At 63.6% G+C, this 17290-nt stretch carries 18 protein-coding genes; 12 read left to right on the top strand and 6 right to left on the bottom strand.

Features of this window, described 5'->3' with window-relative positions; all coding sequences use genetic code 11:
- Positions 1-160: 160 nt before the first annotated feature.
- Positions 161-718: an adenylyl-sulfate kinase gene (cysC, locus tag BMX85_RS20460; RefSeq protein WP_090323009.1), complete on the top strand. Its 558-nt coding sequence runs from the start codon at positions 161-163 to the stop codon at positions 716-718.
- The gene (locus BMX85_RS20455; RefSeq protein ID WP_090323007.1) at positions 708-1592 is read left to right on the top strand and encodes a hypothetical protein; all 885 of its coding nucleotides are present in this window, start codon (positions 708-710) and stop codon (positions 1590-1592) included. Before cysC ends, BMX85_RS20455 begins: the two co-directional genes overlap by 11 nt.
- Here the strand turns inward: BMX85_RS20455 and BMX85_RS20450 are convergent.
- Positions 1558-1950, bottom strand: a complete 393-nt coding sequence (locus BMX85_RS20450) for a hypothetical protein (protein WP_090323004.1) — start codon at positions 1948-1950, stop codon at positions 1558-1560. The genes BMX85_RS20455 and BMX85_RS20450 overlap by 35 nt on opposite strands.
- A gap of 110 nt (positions 1951-2060) precedes the next feature.
- A complete protein-coding gene (locus tag BMX85_RS20445) occupies positions 2061-3611 on the bottom strand; it encodes a POT-type proton-dependent oligopeptide transporter (protein ID WP_090323840.1) in 1551 nt (516 codons plus the stop codon).
- Between the two features lie 241 nt (positions 3612-3852).
- Between BMX85_RS20445 and BMX85_RS20440 the strand changes: the two genes are divergently transcribed.
- The 4 genes from BMX85_RS20440 (at position 3853) to BMX85_RS20425 (ending at position 9443) form a co-directional block, all read left to right on the top strand.
- On the top strand, positions 3853-5490 hold the full coding sequence (locus BMX85_RS20440; protein ID WP_090323002.1) for an alpha-amylase family glycosyl hydrolase: 1638 nt from the start codon (positions 3853-3855) through the stop codon (positions 5488-5490).
- 111 nt (positions 5491-5601) lie between these two features.
- Entirely contained in the window at positions 5602-7476 is a 1875-nt protein-coding gene (locus BMX85_RS20435) for a glucokinase (RefSeq protein ID WP_090323000.1), read from the top strand.
- A gap of 264 nt (positions 7477-7740) precedes the next feature.
- The gene (locus BMX85_RS20430) at positions 7741-8178 is read left to right on the top strand and encodes a PadR family transcriptional regulator (protein ID WP_229210585.1); all 438 of its coding nucleotides are present in this window, start codon (positions 7741-7743) and stop codon (positions 8176-8178) included.
- A 2-nt stretch (positions 8179-8180) separates the two neighbouring features.
- On the top strand, positions 8181-9443 hold the full coding sequence (locus tag BMX85_RS20425) for an MFS transporter (protein WP_090322996.1): 1263 nt from the start codon (positions 8181-8183) through the stop codon (positions 9441-9443).
- On the opposite strand, the gene BMX85_RS20420 is transcribed toward BMX85_RS20425, so the two are convergent.
- Positions 9440-10006 (bottom strand): hypothetical protein, encoded by a 567-nt coding sequence (locus BMX85_RS20420; RefSeq protein ID WP_229210584.1) that lies wholly within the window; start codon positions 10004-10006, stop codon positions 9440-9442. The genes BMX85_RS20425 and BMX85_RS20420 overlap by 4 nt on opposite strands.
- An 80-nt stretch (positions 10007-10086) precedes the next feature.
- Complete coding sequence (locus BMX85_RS20415) at positions 10087-10887, bottom strand: class I SAM-dependent methyltransferase (protein ID WP_090322994.1); 801 nt, start codon at positions 10885-10887, stop codon at positions 10087-10089.
- Between the two features lie 201 nt (positions 10888-11088).
- On the opposite strand from BMX85_RS20415, the gene BMX85_RS20410 reads away from it, so the two are divergent.
- The 4 genes from BMX85_RS20410 (at position 11089) to BMX85_RS20395 (ending at position 14682) form a co-directional block, all read left to right on the top strand.
- Positions 11089-12006, top strand: coding sequence for a 2-dehydro-3-deoxygalactonokinase (locus BMX85_RS20410; RefSeq protein ID WP_090322991.1), 918 nt, complete (start codon positions 11089-11091; stop codon positions 12004-12006).
- A gap of 2 nt (positions 12007-12008) precedes the next feature.
- The gene (locus BMX85_RS20405) at positions 12009-12629 is read left to right on the top strand and encodes a 2-dehydro-3-deoxy-6-phosphogalactonate aldolase (protein ID WP_090322988.1); all 621 of its coding nucleotides are present in this window, start codon (positions 12009-12011) and stop codon (positions 12627-12629) included.
- Positions 12630-12654: 25 nt separating this feature from the next.
- Positions 12655-13539, top strand: coding sequence for an SMP-30/gluconolactonase/LRE family protein (locus tag BMX85_RS20400; RefSeq protein WP_090322985.1), 885 nt, complete (start codon positions 12655-12657; stop codon positions 13537-13539).
- Between the two features lie 153 nt (positions 13540-13692).
- Positions 13693-14682 (top strand): glycoside hydrolase family 53 protein, encoded by a 990-nt coding sequence (locus BMX85_RS20395; RefSeq protein WP_090322982.1) that lies wholly within the window; start codon positions 13693-13695, stop codon positions 14680-14682.
- A gap of 18 nt (positions 14683-14700) precedes the next feature.
- On the opposite strand, the gene BMX85_RS20390 is transcribed toward BMX85_RS20395, so the two are convergent.
- The gene (locus tag BMX85_RS20390) at positions 14701-15135 is read right to left on the bottom strand and encodes a VOC family protein (protein WP_090322979.1); all 435 of its coding nucleotides are present in this window, start codon (positions 15133-15135) and stop codon (positions 14701-14703) included.
- 143 nt (positions 15136-15278) lie between these two features.
- Here BMX85_RS20390 and BMX85_RS20385 point away from each other — a divergent pair, with 143 nt between their 5' ends.
- Both BMX85_RS20385 and BMX85_RS20375 read left to right on the top strand, forming a co-directional pair.
- Positions 15279-15704: a DUF7684 family protein gene (locus tag BMX85_RS20385; protein ID WP_090322976.1), complete on the top strand. Its 426-nt coding sequence runs from the start codon at positions 15279-15281 to the stop codon at positions 15702-15704.
- 748 nt (positions 15705-16452) lie between these two features.
- The gene (locus BMX85_RS20375) at positions 16453-16665 is read left to right on the top strand and encodes a hypothetical protein (RefSeq protein ID WP_090322970.1); all 213 of its coding nucleotides are present in this window, start codon (positions 16453-16455) and stop codon (positions 16663-16665) included.
- 9 nt (positions 16666-16674) lie between these two features.
- Here BMX85_RS20375 and BMX85_RS20370 read toward each other — a convergent pair whose 3' ends face one another.
- A complete protein-coding gene (locus BMX85_RS20370) occupies positions 16675-17166 on the bottom strand; it encodes a hypothetical protein (RefSeq protein WP_090322968.1) in 492 nt (163 codons plus the stop codon).
- Positions 17167-17290 lie beyond the last annotated feature (124 nt).

The raw sequence follows: 17290 nt of genomic DNA, 5'->3' as shown, positions 1-17290 counted from the left end.
ATCAAAAATTAACACAAACCTGAATGGTGTAGGATTTTGATTGCCGCTTCATTTACACCCTGTGCCGTACTGTACGCCCTGTATCAAGCGGTAATTGTCGGGTCGGTGCAGCCGTTGCGCTGCTAGTCTTGGCCGCATTCGTTTTTCAAGGAGGGCTAACATGATACTGCTATTTTGCGGCCTGTCCGGCGCCGGCAAGTCGACGCTTGCCAACAGCGTCAAGGACAGTCTCGGCCGACAGTCGATTCCTGTCGAAGTCATCGACGCCGATCCGTATCGCGCGCGCTTGTTTACCGACCTGGGATTTTCGCGTGGGGACCGCAGCGAGAATCTGCGTCGCCTCGGCTATCTGGCCGATAAATTCGCCGCGCACGGCATCGTCACGATCGTCAGCGCCATCAGCCCATATGACGACGTGCGCAAGGAACTGGTGGCGCTCTATCCCGACGTGAAAGTGGTGTTCATCGATTGCTCCCTCGACGAACTGCGGCGGCGCGACACCAAGGGCTTGTACCGGCGCGCCAGCCTGCCCGACGATGCGCCCGACAAGTTAACGTGCCTGACGGGCGTCAACGACCCGTTCGAGCCGCCATCCGAACCGGACCTGCACCTGGATACCCGCGACAGCGGCATCGAGGAGTGCACCGCGCGCATCTGCGAGTATGTGCGGGGTCAGACCGCTTTCGTTCGAAGCAGGAGGGCGGGGCATGGCCAGTGATGTCCTGGTGATCGCGGGGATGCACCGCTCGGGCACATCGCTGATTACCCACTGGTTGCGTGATTGCGGCCTACAGGTCGGTGAACGCCTGGTCGGCGCGGGCACCGGCAATGTCGAAGGCCATTTCGAGGACGAGGACTTCCTCCGGCTGCACCAGCAAATCCTGATCGACAAAGGGGTTCATCCCGACGGCCTGCATCCGCCCGGGGCGGTGACGCCGAGCGCGCGCGAGCGCGAGGAAATAGGCTCCCTGATCGACGCCAGGAATGCCAGCTTTCCGCAATGGGGTTGGAAGGAGCCGCGTACCTGCTTGTTCCTCGATACCTACGCGGCCTTGCTGCCGCAGGCGAAGTATCTGGTGCTGCTGCGCGGTTACGAGGAGGTGGTGCATTCGCTGCTCAAGCGCGACTTCGGCCTGCTCGACAAGCGATACCAGGCCAAGAGCTGGCCCTATCGGATGGCCTGGAAGTGTTTTTACCGGTCGATGCGGCTGGCGCGGCATCGCCGCAAGCACCGCGACCGCTACTTGAGGGCCTGGCTGGTGTACAACCGGATGATCTTGCAGACCCTGGACACGCTGCCGAAGCACCGCTATCTGGTGGTGAGCTATAAGTCGATGCGAAGCCAGTGCGCCGAGGTGTTTGGCTTCCTCGCGTCGCACTGGTCGTTCAAGCTGCGCTACAAAAAATTCACCAGCGTCTACCGCGAGGAGCTGATCAGCCGCCGGGCCGACGTCGCGCCGGTGGCGGCCGATCCCTGCTTGCTGGACGAGGCGCGGCAAGTCGCCGCCAACCTGCAGCAGTACCTCGATTGCAGCCAGCGGCGCCTGGCCGCCGTGCCTATTTTTTGTCGGCCTTCTTCGCCGGCTGGTTAGTGCAGGTCGTGTTGTCTTTATGCGCGGTGGCGATGTTTTCGCCGCCGCTGGCATCGACGCCGCCTTGAGGGCGATGGCAATCTTCCCTGGCGCCCTTGGGCGGCTTGTTGTCGAAGCCAGGCTTGCTGGTCGGCTGCATGCCGGCGTTACCATTCTGCGCGCCGGTATTGGCCTCGGCCTCGCCCTTGGCCGCGCCCTTGGACTGGAAGGCCGTGGCGCCGGTGCTGCCGGTGGGCTGGACGACATCCTTGTCGGACATCGGTTTGCTTTGCGCGTGCGCGGCCGCGCTGAAGGCGGTCGCCAGGCAGAACGCCGCCAGGCCGATGGCGGTTTTGGTGGTGGTGAATGGGGTAGGCATGATCGTCTCCTTGAGTGACTCCGATAACCAAACGATTGTTGCACACCCCAAACACTTCCCAAGTAGGATACCTGCCCGTGTGCAAGTCGGACTCGGCCCGGCCTGCCGGGTTATTTCGACGCGACGCGGTAATTATCGACCATCTTGTAGCGCATCGCGTACAACGCGAACACGCCGGCCGTGAGCAGCGCGAAGCCGGCGAAGAAGAACATCTGGAACGCGATGGAGCTCATGCCGCTGGTGGCGATGTGCGCGCTGACCGCGTCGTTCTTCACCCCCGAATTGACGATCAACACCCACAGGTTGCCGACCGTGACAGCCAGATACCAGAAGCTCAGGATGATGCCCTTCATCGGCGCCGGCGCCTGGCTGTAGGCGAATTCCAGGCCGGTGGCCGACACCAGCACCTCGCCCAACGTCAGTAGCGCGTAGGGCAGCAGCTGCCACAGGATCGAGACCTTGTCGCCGCCGTCCATTTGCAGCTGGATGGCGCCGATCACGATCCACGCCGCGCCGGACAGCGCGATGCCCATGCCCATGCGGCGCAACGGCGTCGGCGTGATGCCGATGGCGCGCATCAGCGGGAACAGCGCGATGTTATTCAATGGGATCAGCAGCATCACCAGGATCGGATTGATGGCCTGCATCTGTGCCGGCAGCAGGGTGAATTCCCAGCCGAAGATCGACAGCAGCGGGCTGTCCATCGCGTTGGCCTGCACGATCCAGGTCGACGCCTTCTGGTCGAACAGCGACCAGAATGGCGTGATCATCGCGAACACGATCAGGATGCGCAGCACGGCGCGCACGCCTTCCACCGCCTCGTCGGTGTGCAGGCCGCGCGCGCGTTCCAGTTGCATCGACACGCCGATGCCGCCGAAGGCCAGCAACAGCACCAGCGCGGTGCAGGCGGCGATGACGAAACCCCACTGCGGCGACATGCACAGCGACAGCACCGCGCCGGCCGCGCCGATGCCGGCGACGATCAGGCCCGGGCGCGATTTGCCGGGCGCCTCGGCGAACAGCGCGGTGCGGGCGACGCTGCTGAACGAATCCGGATTGGGCGCGGCCGGCGGCACGTGCACGTATTTTTTGCGGCCGATCCAGAACACCAGCGTGGCGATCGCCATCAGGATGCCGGGGATGCCGAAGGCCACGGCCGGGCCGTAGTCGCGCAACATCACCGGCATCAGCAGCGAAGCGAAGAAGGAGCCGAAGTTGATGATCCAGTAGAAGGCGTCGAACACCAGCTTGGCGCGGTTCTTGTTGGTCTGGTCGAACTGGTCGCCGACGAAGGCCACCACCAGCGGCTTGATGCCGCCCGAGCCGAAGGCGATCAGCGCCAGGCCGAAGTAAAAGCCTTTGAGGTTGTCCTCGAAGATCGCCAGGCAGGCGTGTCCCGCCACGTAGATCAGGCTAAACCAGAACACCGTCTTGTACTTGCCGAAGAAGCGGTCGGCCAGCCAGCCGCCCAGCAGCGGGAAGAAGTACACGCCGATGACGAAGGTGTGGAAGACGTGCTTGGCCTCGGCGGTGCGGTCTTCCATCGGGATGAACAGCAAAAGCGTGCTCAGAAGAAACGGCGTGAGGATGTTGCGCATGCCGTAGAAGCTGAAACGCTCGCAGCCTTCGTTGGCGATGATGTAGGGAATTTGTCGGGGCATCGGCCCGTTGCCGTTGGCGATCGCGCTGCTAGTCACTGGTTTCTCCTAAAATTTGTGTAGTTTGACTACTCATTTTTGTTTTATGAATTCCGATAAAAACTCATAACTAATTGATTTAAATGGATTAATTGTGATAATCCCAAATCTGGTACACGATTGAAAAAAACAATATCGTGATGTATATTCTCTACAAACTCAGCCGCACACCTTCCACGACACGCAGCCAACCCCGGATTCTCTTATGACTAAGCAACTAACTCAAGTTTCCCCGCACGCTAACGACTGGTATCGCGAGGCGATCATCTACCAGGTGTACCCGCGTAGCTTCCTCGACACCAACGGCGACGGCATCGGCGACATGCCCGGGATTACGGCAAAGCTGGACTATATCGCATCGCTGGGCGTGGACATCGTCTGGATTTCGCCATTTTTCAAATCGCCGATGAAGGACTTCGGCTACGACATTTCCGACTACTGCGACGTCGATCCGATGTTCGGCACCTTGGCCGACTTCGACGTCATGATCGCCAAGGCGCATAGCCTGGGCCTGAAGATCATGATCGACCAGGTGATGGCGCACACCGCCGAGGAGCATCCGTGGTTCAAGGAGAGCCGGTCGAGCCGCGACAATCCCAAGGCCGACTGGTACGTATGGTCCGACCCGGCGCCGGACGGCAACCCGCCGAACAACTGGATGTCGGTGTTCGGCGGCTCGTCGTGGCAGTGGGATACGCGCCGTCGTCAATACTATTTACATAATTTCCTCGTCAGCCAGCCGCAGCTCAACTTCCACAACCCGCAAGTGCAGCAGGCGCACCTGGACGCGCTGCGCTTCTGGCTCGAGCGCGGCGTCGACGGCATCCGCCTGGACGCGTCGAACTTCCACTTCCACGATCCCGAGTTGCGCAGCAATCCGCCGGCCGTCAACCGCGACACCGCCACCGTCTCGGACGTGAACCCGTACGGCATGCAGGCCCACGTCTACGACAAGAGCCGTCCGGAGAACCTGCCGTTCCTGCAAAAGCTGCGCACCCTGCTCAACGAATACCAGGCGGTGTCGATCGGCGAAGTGGGCGCCGACGATTCGCTGGCCGTGATGGCCGAATACACCGCCGGCGGCGACAAGCTGCACATGGCCTACAGCTTCAACCTGCTGGTGCCGACGTGCTCCTCGCACTACATCCGCAAACAGGTGGAGCAGTTCGAGGCGCGCGTCAAAGGCGGCTGGGCCTCGTGGTCGGTCGGTAACCACGACGTGCAGCGCGTCGCCACGCGCTGGGGCGGACCGGGCGCGCCGAAGGCGTTCGCCAAGATGATCCTGGCGATGCAGCTGTCGCTCAAAGGCACGCCGTGCCTGTACCAGGGCGACGAGCTGGCGTTCGCCGAGGCGGACGTGCCGTTCGAACTGCTGCAGGATCCGTACGGCATCACCTTCTGGCCGGAGTTCAAGGGCCGCGACGGCTGCCGCACGCCGATGGCGTGGACCGGCACCGCCGATGGCGGCTTCACCACCGGCAAGCCGTGGTTGCCGCTGTCGCCGGACCATATCGCCAAGGCGGCGGCGGTGCAGGAGTCGGACGCCGAATCGTCGCTGGCGTTCACGCGCAAATTCATCGCCTGGCGCCGCAAGCTGCCGCAGCTCACGCGCGGCGACATCCAGTTCTTCGATACGCCGGAGCCGGTGCTGGCGCTGCGCCGCGACGCCGACGGCGAGCGCGGTATCATCGCCGTGTTCAATCTGGCCGGCGAGGCGGTCAGCTTCCCGTTGCCGCAGGTGGCGGGCGCCGAACAGATGGAAGGTTACGACCTGCCTGGCACGGTGGACGGCGCGCAGGTGCGGTTGCCGGCCTTCGGCGCCTGGTTCGGCTACGCCAAATAAGGGCGGACGGCGGCGATTTGCCGCCGTTTGCTTTCAGTTCGCGCTCTCTTAGCTTCTTAACACCAGATATTTCGGGTATGCTTCCGCCAACTGTTTTGACTGAATCGAACGATGAAACAAGCTGAAGTAGACCAAAAACTCAACCGCACGGCGTTCGCCGACGGCCCGCGCCTGCTGGCCGACATCGGCGCGACGCACGCGCGCTTCGCTTTGCAAACGGCCCCCGGCGAATTCCGCGCCGTGCGTGTGCTCAAGTGCGACGACTTTAGCGACATCGTCGCCATGCTGCGATCGTACCTGTCCGACCACGCCGACATCACCTTGAACCACGCCGCGCTGGCGGTGGCCAACCCGGTCAGCGGCGACCATGTGCGCATGACCAACCGCGATTGGGAATTCTCCACCGACGAAGTGCGCCGCGCGCTCGGCCTGCACACTTTATTAGTGGTCAACGACTTCACGGCGCTGGCGATGTCGCTGCCGGGCCTCAAGCCGGCGGACCTGATGCAGGTGGGCGGCGGCAAACCGGCGTCGAACTCCGTCATCGGCGTGCTGGGACCGGGCACCGGCCTTGGCGTGTCCGGCGTGATCCCGACCGTCGACGGTTTCGTCACGCTCGGTTCCGAGGGCGGCCACACCAACTTCGCCCCGGCCGACGAGCGCGAATATTCGATCCTGCAGTACGCGTGGCAGACCTGGTCGCACGTCTCGACCGAGCGCCTGATTTCCGGCCCCGGCATGGAGATCATCTACCGCGCCATCGCCAAGCGCAATGGCCGCCAGGTGCGCGACCTGACGTCGCAGGAGATCATGGCCGGCGCGCTGACCGACAAGGACCCGCTGTGCCTCGAAGTGTTGGAATGCTTCTGCGCGATGCTGGGCGGCGCCACCGCCAACCTGGCCGTCACGCTGGGCGCGTTCGGCGGCATGTTCATCGGCGGCGGCATCGTGCCGCGCATGGGGGATTGGTTCGCCACTTCGCCGTTCCGCTCGCGCTTCGAAGCCAAGGGCCGCTTCACCAGCTATTTGTCGGAGATTCCGACCTACGTGATCACGACGCCGAATCCGGCCTTCTACGGCGTGGCGACGATCTTGTCCGAGCACCTGCGCGGACGCAGCGGCGCCAACACGCTGATGGAGCGCGTGCAGCATCTGCAGCACGAACTGACGCCGGCCGAGCAGCGCGTCGCGCAGCTGGTGCTGGAGCAGCCGCGCCTGGTGCTCAACGAACCGATCGCCGACATCGCGCGCCTGGCGGAGGTGAGCCAGCCGACCGTGATCCGCTTCTGCCGCTCGCTCGGATTCCTCGGCCTGGCCGATTTCAAACTGAAGTTCGCCAGCAGCCTGACGGGCGCGATCCCGGTCCGCCACAGCCAGGTGCGGGTCAGCGACAGCACGCACGACCTGAGCGCCAAGGTCATCGACAATACCGTTTCCGCGATCTTGAAATTCCGCGACCAGCTGGACGTGCGCTCGCTCGACAAGGCGATCGCGCTGGTGGCCAAGGCCAAGCGGGTCGAGTTTTACGCGATGGGCAATTCGCGCGTGGTGGCGCTGGACGGCCAGCACAAGTTCTTCCGCTTCCGCATTCCGACGTCGGCCTACGGCGACTCGCACTTGCTGACGTTGGCGGCCGAGCTGCTCAATCCGGGCGACGTGGTGATCGCCATTTCCAACTCCGGCAAGCTGCCGGACCTGCTGGAAGCGGTCGACGCGGCGCGCGCGGCCGGCGCCGACGTCATCGCCATCACGGCCAGCAATTCGCCGCTGGCCAAGAAGGCCAGCGTCTGCCTGGCGGTCGACCACACCGAGGACAGCACCACCTTCCTGTCGATGATCTCGCGCATCCTGCAGCTGCTGCTGATCGACATCCTGTCGGTCGGCATCTCGCTCGACACGCAGAACTCGCGCGTGGTGGTGCAGCCCAAGGCCAAGAGCGGCGAAACCGACAACCGGCGCCTGCTGATCTCCCACCTCGACAGCTAGGCGCCCAACGTCCCCCACCAAAAAGCAGACCCGACGGTCTGCTTTTTTCGTTCCGGCGTTGCTTGTTACAAATCGCCGCTTGAACTCTGCTAAAAATAGGATAAGATATATCTTAATAAGTTATATCGTAATAATTTATATCTTAACGTGTTATATCGAAGGGAGTTCAAAATGTTTGGTTTTTCACATCATCATCATCATCATCCGCGCGCGGCGCATGGTCCGCATCATGGCGGCGGAGGCGGTCGCGGCCGCGGCCCGAAAATGTTCGATGCCGGCGCCATGCGCTACATCGTGTTGCAGTTGATTTCGGAAAAGCCGCGCCATGGCTACGAGATCATCAAGGAACTGGAGCAGCGTTCCGGCGGCGGCTACACGCCCAGCCCCGGCGCGATCTATCCGCTGCTGTCGATGCTGCTCGATATGGGCCATGTCTCGGCCAGCGCCGACGGCAACAAGAAGCTGCATACCATCACCGCCGAGGGCGAGGCCTTCCTGGCCGAGAACCGCCAGTTCGTCGACGCCATCGTGGCGCGCATGAGCGATCCGGCCGAGTCGCGCGACGACCTGCGCACGATCATGCATGAGCTCAAGCACGCGGTCATCGCGCAGGGCCAGGAAAACCACCCAAGTGCGGCCAAGCTGGAGCACATCCGGGCGATCCTGCGCCGCACGACGGCCGAGATCCTGGCGCTGGAATGAGCATGACCGTTCCTCCCTCGCCCACCCTGGCCCCGGCGCGCGAGCGCCTGGTCCTGTGGCTGCTGGCGCTGACCCAATTCACCGTCATCATGGATTTCATGGTGATGATGCCCCTCGCGCCGCAGTTGATGCAGGCGTTCGCGATCACGCCGGCCGCCGTGTCCGGCGCGGTGTCGGCCTATGCGTGGTGCGCCGGCCTGTCCGGCCTGCTGGCGGCGATGTATATCGACCGCTTCGACCGCAAGCAATTGCTGCTGTGGATGTTCGCGCTGTTCACCTTGTCCAACCTGGCGTGCGCCATCGCCCCCAATTTCCACGTGCTGGTGCTGTCGCGGGCGTTCGCCGGCGTGACCGGCGGCGTGCTCGGCGCGATCGTCATGGCCATCATCGGCGACCTGATTCCGGCCCACCGGCGCGGCGCGGCCACCGGCATCGTGATGACCTCGTTCAGCCTGGCGGCGGTGGTCGGCGTGCCGGCCGGCGTGATGCTGGCCGCGCACTTCGGCTGGGCGTCGCCGTTCTATCTGCTGGTGCTGTTCTCGTTGGTGATCTGGGCGCTGGGCGCGCGCACGCTGCCGTCCATTACGGGCCATCTGACGCATCGGGTGCCGCTGTCGGCCGTGCTGCCGAATTTGATCGCCCTGTACCGCGTGCCCAACCATTTGAGGGCGTTCGCGCTGTCCTTCGTCAACATGATGACGGGCATGCTGGTGATCCCGTTCATCTCGCCGGTGCTGGTCAACAACCTGGGCGTCAAACCGGCGGAGATCACCTATGTGTATCTGGCCGGCGGCCTGGCCACGCTGGTCAGCGCGCGCCTGGTGGGCAAGTGGTCGGACCGCGCCGGCGCGCACAAGGTCTACCGCTATCTGGCGCTGCTGTCGGTGCTGCCGATGATGTTCATGACGCACATGCCGGTCATGCCGCTGGTGGCGGTGATCCTGTTCTTCCCGTTCTTCATGACGGCGGTGTCCGGGCGCACGATTCCGTTGCAGGCGTTGATGACGACCGTGCCGGAGCCGTCCAAGCGCGGCGCCTTCCTCAGCGCCAACGCGGCGATCCAGCAGCTGGGCAGCGGCGTCGGCGCCTTGCTGGGCGGACTGACCCTGCATACGGACGCGGCCGGCCACATTGTCGGCTACGCGTGGAACGGCTGGATCGCGGCCGGGCTGACCGTGTTCTCGGTGCTGTGGGTGGGGACGGTGGCCAGCGCGGCGGGCGCGACGCCGGCGCCGCGGGAGCGCAAGGCGGCGTCGGCCGCTTAGCCGTCGATGTTGATGCGCTTTTCCGGATGCTTTTCCCGGCGCCAGCGCGCCAGGCTGATGACCTCGTCGTTGGTGGCGTCTTCGACCAGGATCTCGTCGTCGCTCGACGAGACCAGGAAGCTTTCCCAGCGCTGCGCCGATTCGGCGCTGTTTTCGACAAAGCTGAACTGCCAGTAGCTTTTGCCGTTGAGCTTGCGCGGGGTCGGATCGTATTCGATCAGCGCGCCGCGCACTTTGCCGCCGGAGCTTTTCTCCAGCATCGACGACCACTGTTGCAGTTCCGGCAGCGCCATCAGCGCGGCCGACGCTTGTTCCTTGGTGCGGGTGGCCTTCGGTTCGGCCTGCGCGGCCGGTTCGCTGGCGGCCGGACGCGGCGGCGCGGGGCGCGGCGCCTTGGCCGGCGGCGCCTTGCTGGCGACGACCGGCTCGGCCGGCTTGACCGGCGCCGGCGGCGCCGCCACCGGCGCCGTGTTGTTCAAATAAACACCCACGCCGATGGCCAGCGCGACGGCGGCGGCGCCGGCGATGGCCAAGGTGCGGGGGGACGGAGAGCGAGATGCCATAAGGGATAGCCTGGACTATTTTGTTGACGGCCATACTAAACCAAAGGCATCCATCGGGCAACTTGAACCCTCCAGTTCGCCTATGAAAGCGCGTGTTTTTGCAGGAAACAGCAGATATTGGGCGTCAGCATGCCCGGGCCGATGCCCAGCCGGCGCGCCAGCCACAACAGCGGCTGCAGGCTGCGGACGTCGGCGCCGCCGCGCAAACGCGAGCGCAGCAGGAAATTGTCGGGGTGGGCGGTGTCCAGATTGTCGTAGTGGGGACCGAAGCCGCGCCGCATCGCCCACGGCCAGACGCCGCGCGGCAGCGGCTTGCCGAGCACGCGATCGATCCAGCGCGGCAGGTAATTCACCAGCCAGCGTCCGCTGTGCGCTTCGCGCGGCCAGATCCGGTTGCTGGACCCGGTCAGCAAGATCAACCCGCCCGGCGCGAGCACGCGGTCGAGCTCGCGCTGCACGGCCGACAGCTCGGCCGGCGCCACGTATTCGAGCACGCTGTTGCAGGCGATCAGGCTGAACTGGCCGTCGGCGTAGGGCAGGCGGCGCGAGTCGGCGACGTGGGCGAAGTCGATATTGTCGATGCCGTAGCGCGCGGCGTTCAGGCGCGCCAGCGCGACCCAGTCGGCCGAATCGTCGGTGGCGCTGACCTTGGCGCCCAGGTAGGAAAACAGGATGGCCGAGGCGCCGATGTTGCAGCCGAATTCGAGGATCTGCATGTCCGGCAGGCGCAGCGGCATGACGTCCAATACCATGCGCAGCTGATCCCATTCATAATCGACCCTGCCGCCCACCCACGGGTCGCGCGGCTTGAGTCCGAGCTGGCGCGCCAGCGTGTCGAAGTCTTGCTGTTTGGTATGTTGGTGGACGTCGGCCGCGCTCATGGAACCTCCCGTGTTGAATAACTATAGGAGGCTAGCCGCCGGCACCGCTTGTCGTAGCGCAAACCGGCCGGGCGTCACGGGATGCTCAAGGTCTATATTATTGTCTATATTATTTTGGTATCAGTTGCGCGAGATAATTCATTGGCGGCACTATAGCCATTTTTGTACCATCTTCGCACCATAAGAAAAGGACACCGACTAGTGGAAAAGACAATTCTGGGCGTCGACTGGGGCACCAGCAACCGCCGCGCCTATCTGATCGACCAGCAAGGCAACTGCCTGGCGGAACATGAAGACGGCCAGGGCATGCTGGCGGTCGGCGGCCGCGAGCGTTTCAGCGCCTCGCTGGACGGCTTGCTCGATGCCATGCACCTCGATAGCGACGTGCCGGTGATCATGTCCGGCATGGTCGGCAGCGCCTCCGGCTGGCAGGAGGTCAACTATCTGGACGCCGCCGTGCCGCTGACCGAGTTGCCGCAACACCTGGCGCCCGTCATCGATCCGGCCTGGGCCGGCCGCTGCCACATCGTTCCCGGCTATTGCTACCGCGACGGCGCCGCCGTCGACGTGATGCGCGGCGAGGAAACGCAACTGCTCGGCGCCGTGGCGCTGGGCAAGCGCGACGGCTGGCTGGTGTTGCCCGGCACCCATAGCAAATGGGTGCTGCTGCGCGACGGCGTGATCCAGTCCTTCGCCACCTACATGACCGGCGAATTGTTCGCCATGTTGTCGGCCGGCGGCACCCTGTCGTCGATGATGGCCGGCGACACCACCGACGCCGAAGGCTTCGCCACCGGGCTGAACCAGGCCGCGCGCAACGAGCCGCTGTCGAACACCTTGTTCCGCGTGCGCGCCGGCGTGGTCTCGCGCACCTGGCCGCAGCAGCAGGCCGCCGCCGTCGTCAGCGGTTTGCTGATCGGCGCCGAGTTCGCCGATGTTGCGCATTCTGCCCGCGAACTGCCGGCCGACGGCAACGGCGCCGGCATCACCGTTATCGGCTCGCCGGCGCTGGCCGCCCGCTACGCCGCCGCCGCCGCCCACTTCGGCTTAAAATGCGAAGTGCTCGATCCCCATCACGTGTACTGCACGGCGATTTCCCAATTCATCAAGCAGGGCTGATCATGACTATTTCCCATCCAACCACTCCGCTGGTCGCCATCCTGCGCGGCCTGCAACCGGCCGAGGCCGTCGCGGTCGCCCAAACGCTGTACGACGCCGGCTTCCGCGCGCTCGAGGTGCCGTTGAACCGTCCCGGCGCGCTCGAGTGCATCGCCTCGATGGTCAAACTGAATTTGCCCGGCACCCTGGTCGGCGGCGGCACCATGCTCAACGTCGGGCACGTCGAAGCCGTGTACGAAGCGGGCGGGCGCCTGCTGGTGTCGCCCAATTGCAATCCGGCGGCGATCCGCCGCGCCGCCGACCTGGGCATGTATTGCGCCCCCGGCGTGGCCACGCCGACCGAGGCGTTCGCCGCGCTGGACGCCGGCGCCCACGCGCTGAAACTGTTCCCGGCCGAGATGATCGGCCACGGCGGCCTGAAGGCCATGCTCAGCGTGGTGCCGGCCGGCACCCCGATGTGGCCGGTGGGCGGCGTCACACCCGAGACGATGCCGGGCTGGGTCAAGGCTGGCGCGACCGGCTTCGGCATCGGCGGCGCGCTCTACACGCCCGGCGTGACGATCGAGCAGCTCGGCGAACGCGCGGCCGCGTTCGTCAACACCTGGCGCGGCCTGGCCGCCTGATTCCTTTCATCCTGGGATAAAACCAATGAGCAAGCATGACGTGCAATGTCTGTGGGAAGTGGGCGCGCAACTGGGCGAGGGCCCGTTGTGGGTGGCGGAGCAAAACCGCCTGTATTTCGTCGACCTGAAAAATCAAACGTTGCATGCGCTGGACACCGCCAGCGGCGAGCGTCACAGCTGGACCATGCCGGACTACATCTGCTGGCTGATCGCCCGCCGCGACGGCGACGGCTTCATGGCCGGCCTGCGCGACGGCATCGCCCGCGTCTGGCTCGAGCCCGAGCTGCGCATCGAATACCTGGCGCGGCCGTTCCCCGAAGGCAGCGGCCTGCGCATGAACGACGCCAAGGTCGACGGCGCCGGCCGCATCTGGGCCGGTTCGATGCACAACACCGATTACGCGCAGGCGATCGGCATGTTGTTCCGCCTCGACAAGGACTTGAGCTTGACCGTGGCCGACGACGGCTATCACATCTGCAACGGCCCGGCGTTCAGCAACGACGGCGCCACGATGTACCACACCGACAGTTTCGAAGGCCGCACCTACGCCTATCCGCTGGCGGCCGACGGCACGGTGGGCGAGCCGCGCGTGTGGCGCCAGTTCGAATTCGACAAGGAAGGCGCGCCGGACGGCATGACGGTCGACAGCGAAAACTGCGTCTGGGTCGCGCAATGGGGCGGCTCGCGCGTGTGCCGCTACTCGCCGCAAGGCGAACTGCTGGAAACCATCCCGGTGCCGGTGCGCAACCCGGCCTCGTGCACGTTCGGCGGCCCGGACCTGAAAACCTTGTTCATCACCACCGCCAGCGAAGACAACACGCCCGAGGAGCTCGCCAAGTTCCCGCTGACGGGTTCGCTGTTCTCGGTGCGGGTGGAAGTGGCCGGCGTTCCCGCCGCGCGCTTCGGTTAATCGGCGGTTCAGCAATCGCAGCGCCGGCCCGAGGCCGGCGCGCTATCCCGCAGTCAAAAATGTGCCGCGCGACGCGGCAGGGGGAGGTGCGCACAGGTGGCAGGCAGCACAGCGTAATACAACCATAAAAATCAATAAGACACTGGAGACACAATGACATTCAAGAATTTGCTCGCCGCCATCTGCGGCGTGGCGATGGGCCTTGCCGCGTCCGTCGGTTGCGCACAAACGTTCGCCAACGGCGCCGACGTCGGCTGGGTCAGCCAGCAGGAGTCGAGCGGCTACTCGTTCCATAACAGCAGCGGCGTCAAGACCGACCCCTTCGTGCTGCTGAAGAACCTGCAAATCAACTCGATCCGCCTGCGCGTGTGGGTCAACCCGAGCGGCGGCTGGAACAACGGCGCCGACGTGCTCTACAAGGCCAAGCGCGCGGCCGCGCAAGGCCAGCGCATCATGATCGACTTCCACTACAGCGACAGCTGGGCCGATCCGGGACAGCAGACCAAGCCGGCCGCCTGGGCCAGCCATACGCTGGCGCAGCTCAATAACGACGTCTACAGCCACACGCAGGGCATCCTCAGCTATCTGAAGACCAACGGCATCAACGTCGAATGGGTCCAGGTGGGCAACGAGATCAACAGCGGCATGCTGTGGCCGGAAGGCAAGACCACCAGCTTTGGCAATCTGGCCGGCCTGATCAATAGTGGCTACAACGCCACCAAGGCCGTCTATCCGAACGCCAAGGTGATCCTGCACCTGGCCAACGGCCACGACAACGCCGTGTTCCGCTGGTTCTTCGACGGCGTGAAAAGCGCCGGCGCCAAGTGGGACGTGATCGGCATGTCGCACTATCCGCCGGCTTCGGACTGGGCCAACTACAACAACAAGATCTCCACCAATATGTGGGACATGGTGTCGCGTTATGCCAAGCCGGTGATGGTGACCGAGGTCGGCATGGACTGGACCCAGGCGGCCACCTCCAAGGCGATGCTCGCCGATCTGCTGAGCAAGACCAAGGCGCTCGGTTCGAACGGCCTGGGCGTGTTCTACTGGGAGCCGCAGGGCTATCCGGGCTGGCAGGGCTACACCATGGGCGCGATCGACGCCAGCGGCAAGTTCACCATCGCGCTGGACCCGTTCTAAGCCGCACCGTCCCGGGACTTACGTCGCGGCTGGTTGGGTCGCGACGCTCAAGGTCCAGTTGATGCCGTAGCGGTCCTTCAGCATGCCGAACAACGGCGTCCATTGCGCCGACTGCAGCGGGGCGGTGACCGTCGCTCCGGCGGACAATTTTTCCCAATAGGCGCGGACGTCGTCCTGCGTTGTCGTTTCCACGGCGACCAGGAAGGCGTTCTCGCCCGGGTTCCAGGGCGTGTGCGACGGCACGTCGTAGGCCATCACGCGGAAGCCGCTATCGGCCATCACCTGGCCCCACATCAGCTGGTCCGCCTCTGCTTCGTTGCTCACCTGGTTGAAGTCCTTGTACGTGATGGCATTGACCTGTCCGCCGAACACGGATTGATAGAAGTCGAGCGCCTCGCGCGCCTGGCCGCGGAAGTTTAAGTGGATGACGGCGCTGGCGGTTGCTGGTTTCATGTTGAACTCCGGTTGAAAAAAGGAAGCTCATTCTAGCCAGCGCCTCCGTCAGATTCTGTCAGGAGTCGTTGCCTGCCTCGGCCGTTGCGGTATCGGCCATTTAGGGTGAGAATGCGTCGCTTGAACATTACGGCGGCGCCATCATGCAGAAACCATCGATCAGATATTTACACCTCGCTCCGGAAAACGAACTGCCGGTGCTGGAAGGCTTGACCGCCTTCAAAGCCATCATCATGGTCGAGGCCGAAGTGCCCGAGATGACGCGCTGGGACGTCAGCCGCTGGCTGGTCGAGTCCGGCTGCAAATACGCGCTCGCGTGGGGCGACCAATGCGAGGCGTGGCGCGAGTCGATCGACGACGCCAGCCTTGAGGCGACGGACTACGAGGACGTGCCGGAAGACCAGCAGTTGATGGCCACCGCGCACGAGGACGAGGACTTGAGCGAAGTCTTCTGGTTCGCCAAACACCGCGCCTCGCATCCGGCGCTGGAGCTGGCCGAGACGTTGATCCTGCACATCGCCGACGAGCCGCGCCGCGAAGCGATCGAAGCGGAGTTCCGCGACGCCTGAGTCTTCGGCTCCTTCATGATGGCGGTCAAACGTGGGCCGCGCCCGGCAAAAGGACGGCGGAAGGCCGGCTTATCATCAAAGCCCATGTTCACGCTGCGACGGAGGCCGGCGTCATGAATCACAAGCGTATCTATTATTCCTGCTGCACGATGCTCGCCTACTTCATTTGTGAGCGCTATAACGGCAAGCATCATTACGTCTGGTGCACGCCTTATTTTGATGCTTCGTCGCGTATGAGCCAGAACAATTGCGTGCCAACGACGTCTAACCCGAGAGAGATTTATTAGTCGTTAAGAAAAGAGGTGGAGGCCGGCGATCTGCATTCGACCAAGGTATTTAGCACCCGGAGAAATATTCAGGGTGGCGCGGACGCCAAACTTAGCGCAGGTCTGATCAGCGCCGCAACGCATAGGGAGATACTGGACGTCGTTTTGCGAGCGCAACTGCACGAGTTTAAGCCGCTGTTGTTGGTGATTCCTGGGCTGCCGGTATGTCGCCTCTTGCGGCCTGTGCCTGTTAGCGAGAGGGCGGCTGTGCTGTCAGAAGAATTTCTTATCGAAAACTTGCCTAGAAAGCTATTCGATGCCATCGAACTGTAACGGGAGATGATGATGAATTGGCGAACCTTGCTTGAATCTGTTCCACGAATGGCCGCGACGGAAGCCGTTGGTTATTGCATGAGCGCCCTGTCGCAGGTCGGCGTACCTGCGATGTCGAAGACAGACTACTTCTTTCCCATGTTCGCAGCATGCCGACGCCTGAAGCTGTTGAGCTTGCCAAGAAAATACTTAGCAAGATTGAAGAAGCGGAGGGCAAGGAAATCGAGGATCTGGACACGAAGATGGCCAATAGGTACATATGTGAGCTTGGCACCGCAAACGATGAACTGATCGAGCGTGTGGAGGGATTAAGCCGGGAGCGCGGCGCCGAGCTAATTCGACGGCTCCATAGTGAACAGTAACGCCGATGCTCACACTGGCTTGTTTCGGTTCATGTCCAACCCCAGCGCCGCCCTGCGCAGGCGGCCGTTGCGGCGCACGTAATCGAAAGCGGCGCGCGTGTCGTACATCAGTTGGTAGTGATAATAGTTGATGTGCTCCAGCGCGGCGAATGCCAGCAGGCCGCACGACCACCACAGGTCTGCGGAGCGGCTACCGGTCAACGCGATAAACATCACCACCCCCGAGATCGCCACGATGTTCGAATATTTAAAGAAGCTGTACAGCGGCTGGAAATACGCGGGCAAGGGCTGACGCCGCACCGTCGACTGTAGCTTCAGCTGCCAGTACAGCATGCCCTGCAACAGGATGTAGACGACCATCGCAATGGCCGCGCCTCGCATGCCCCATGCCACCGGAGCGCCCGATGTTTCCCATACCATTGACAGGACGGTGGGCAAGGCCACGGCGGCGAATCCTTCGCCGTTGCGCAAATAGGTCATCCGGGCGCGTATCGTCTGCATGTGTTGGGCATGTTGTTGCGGAATTGCCAACTCTATCATAGACGAAACAAAATCATGGCATAAAAAAAGCCAGCTTCCGAAGAAGCTGGCTTTTCCATGCAGCGAGGCTGGCTCAGCCTGGGCT

The organism is Duganella sp. CF517 (genome assembly GCF_900110275.1).
Lineage (GTDB): Bacteria > Pseudomonadota > Gammaproteobacteria > Burkholderiales > Burkholderiaceae_D > Rugamonas.
This window is presented reverse-complemented; position numbering and strand designations above follow the sequence as displayed.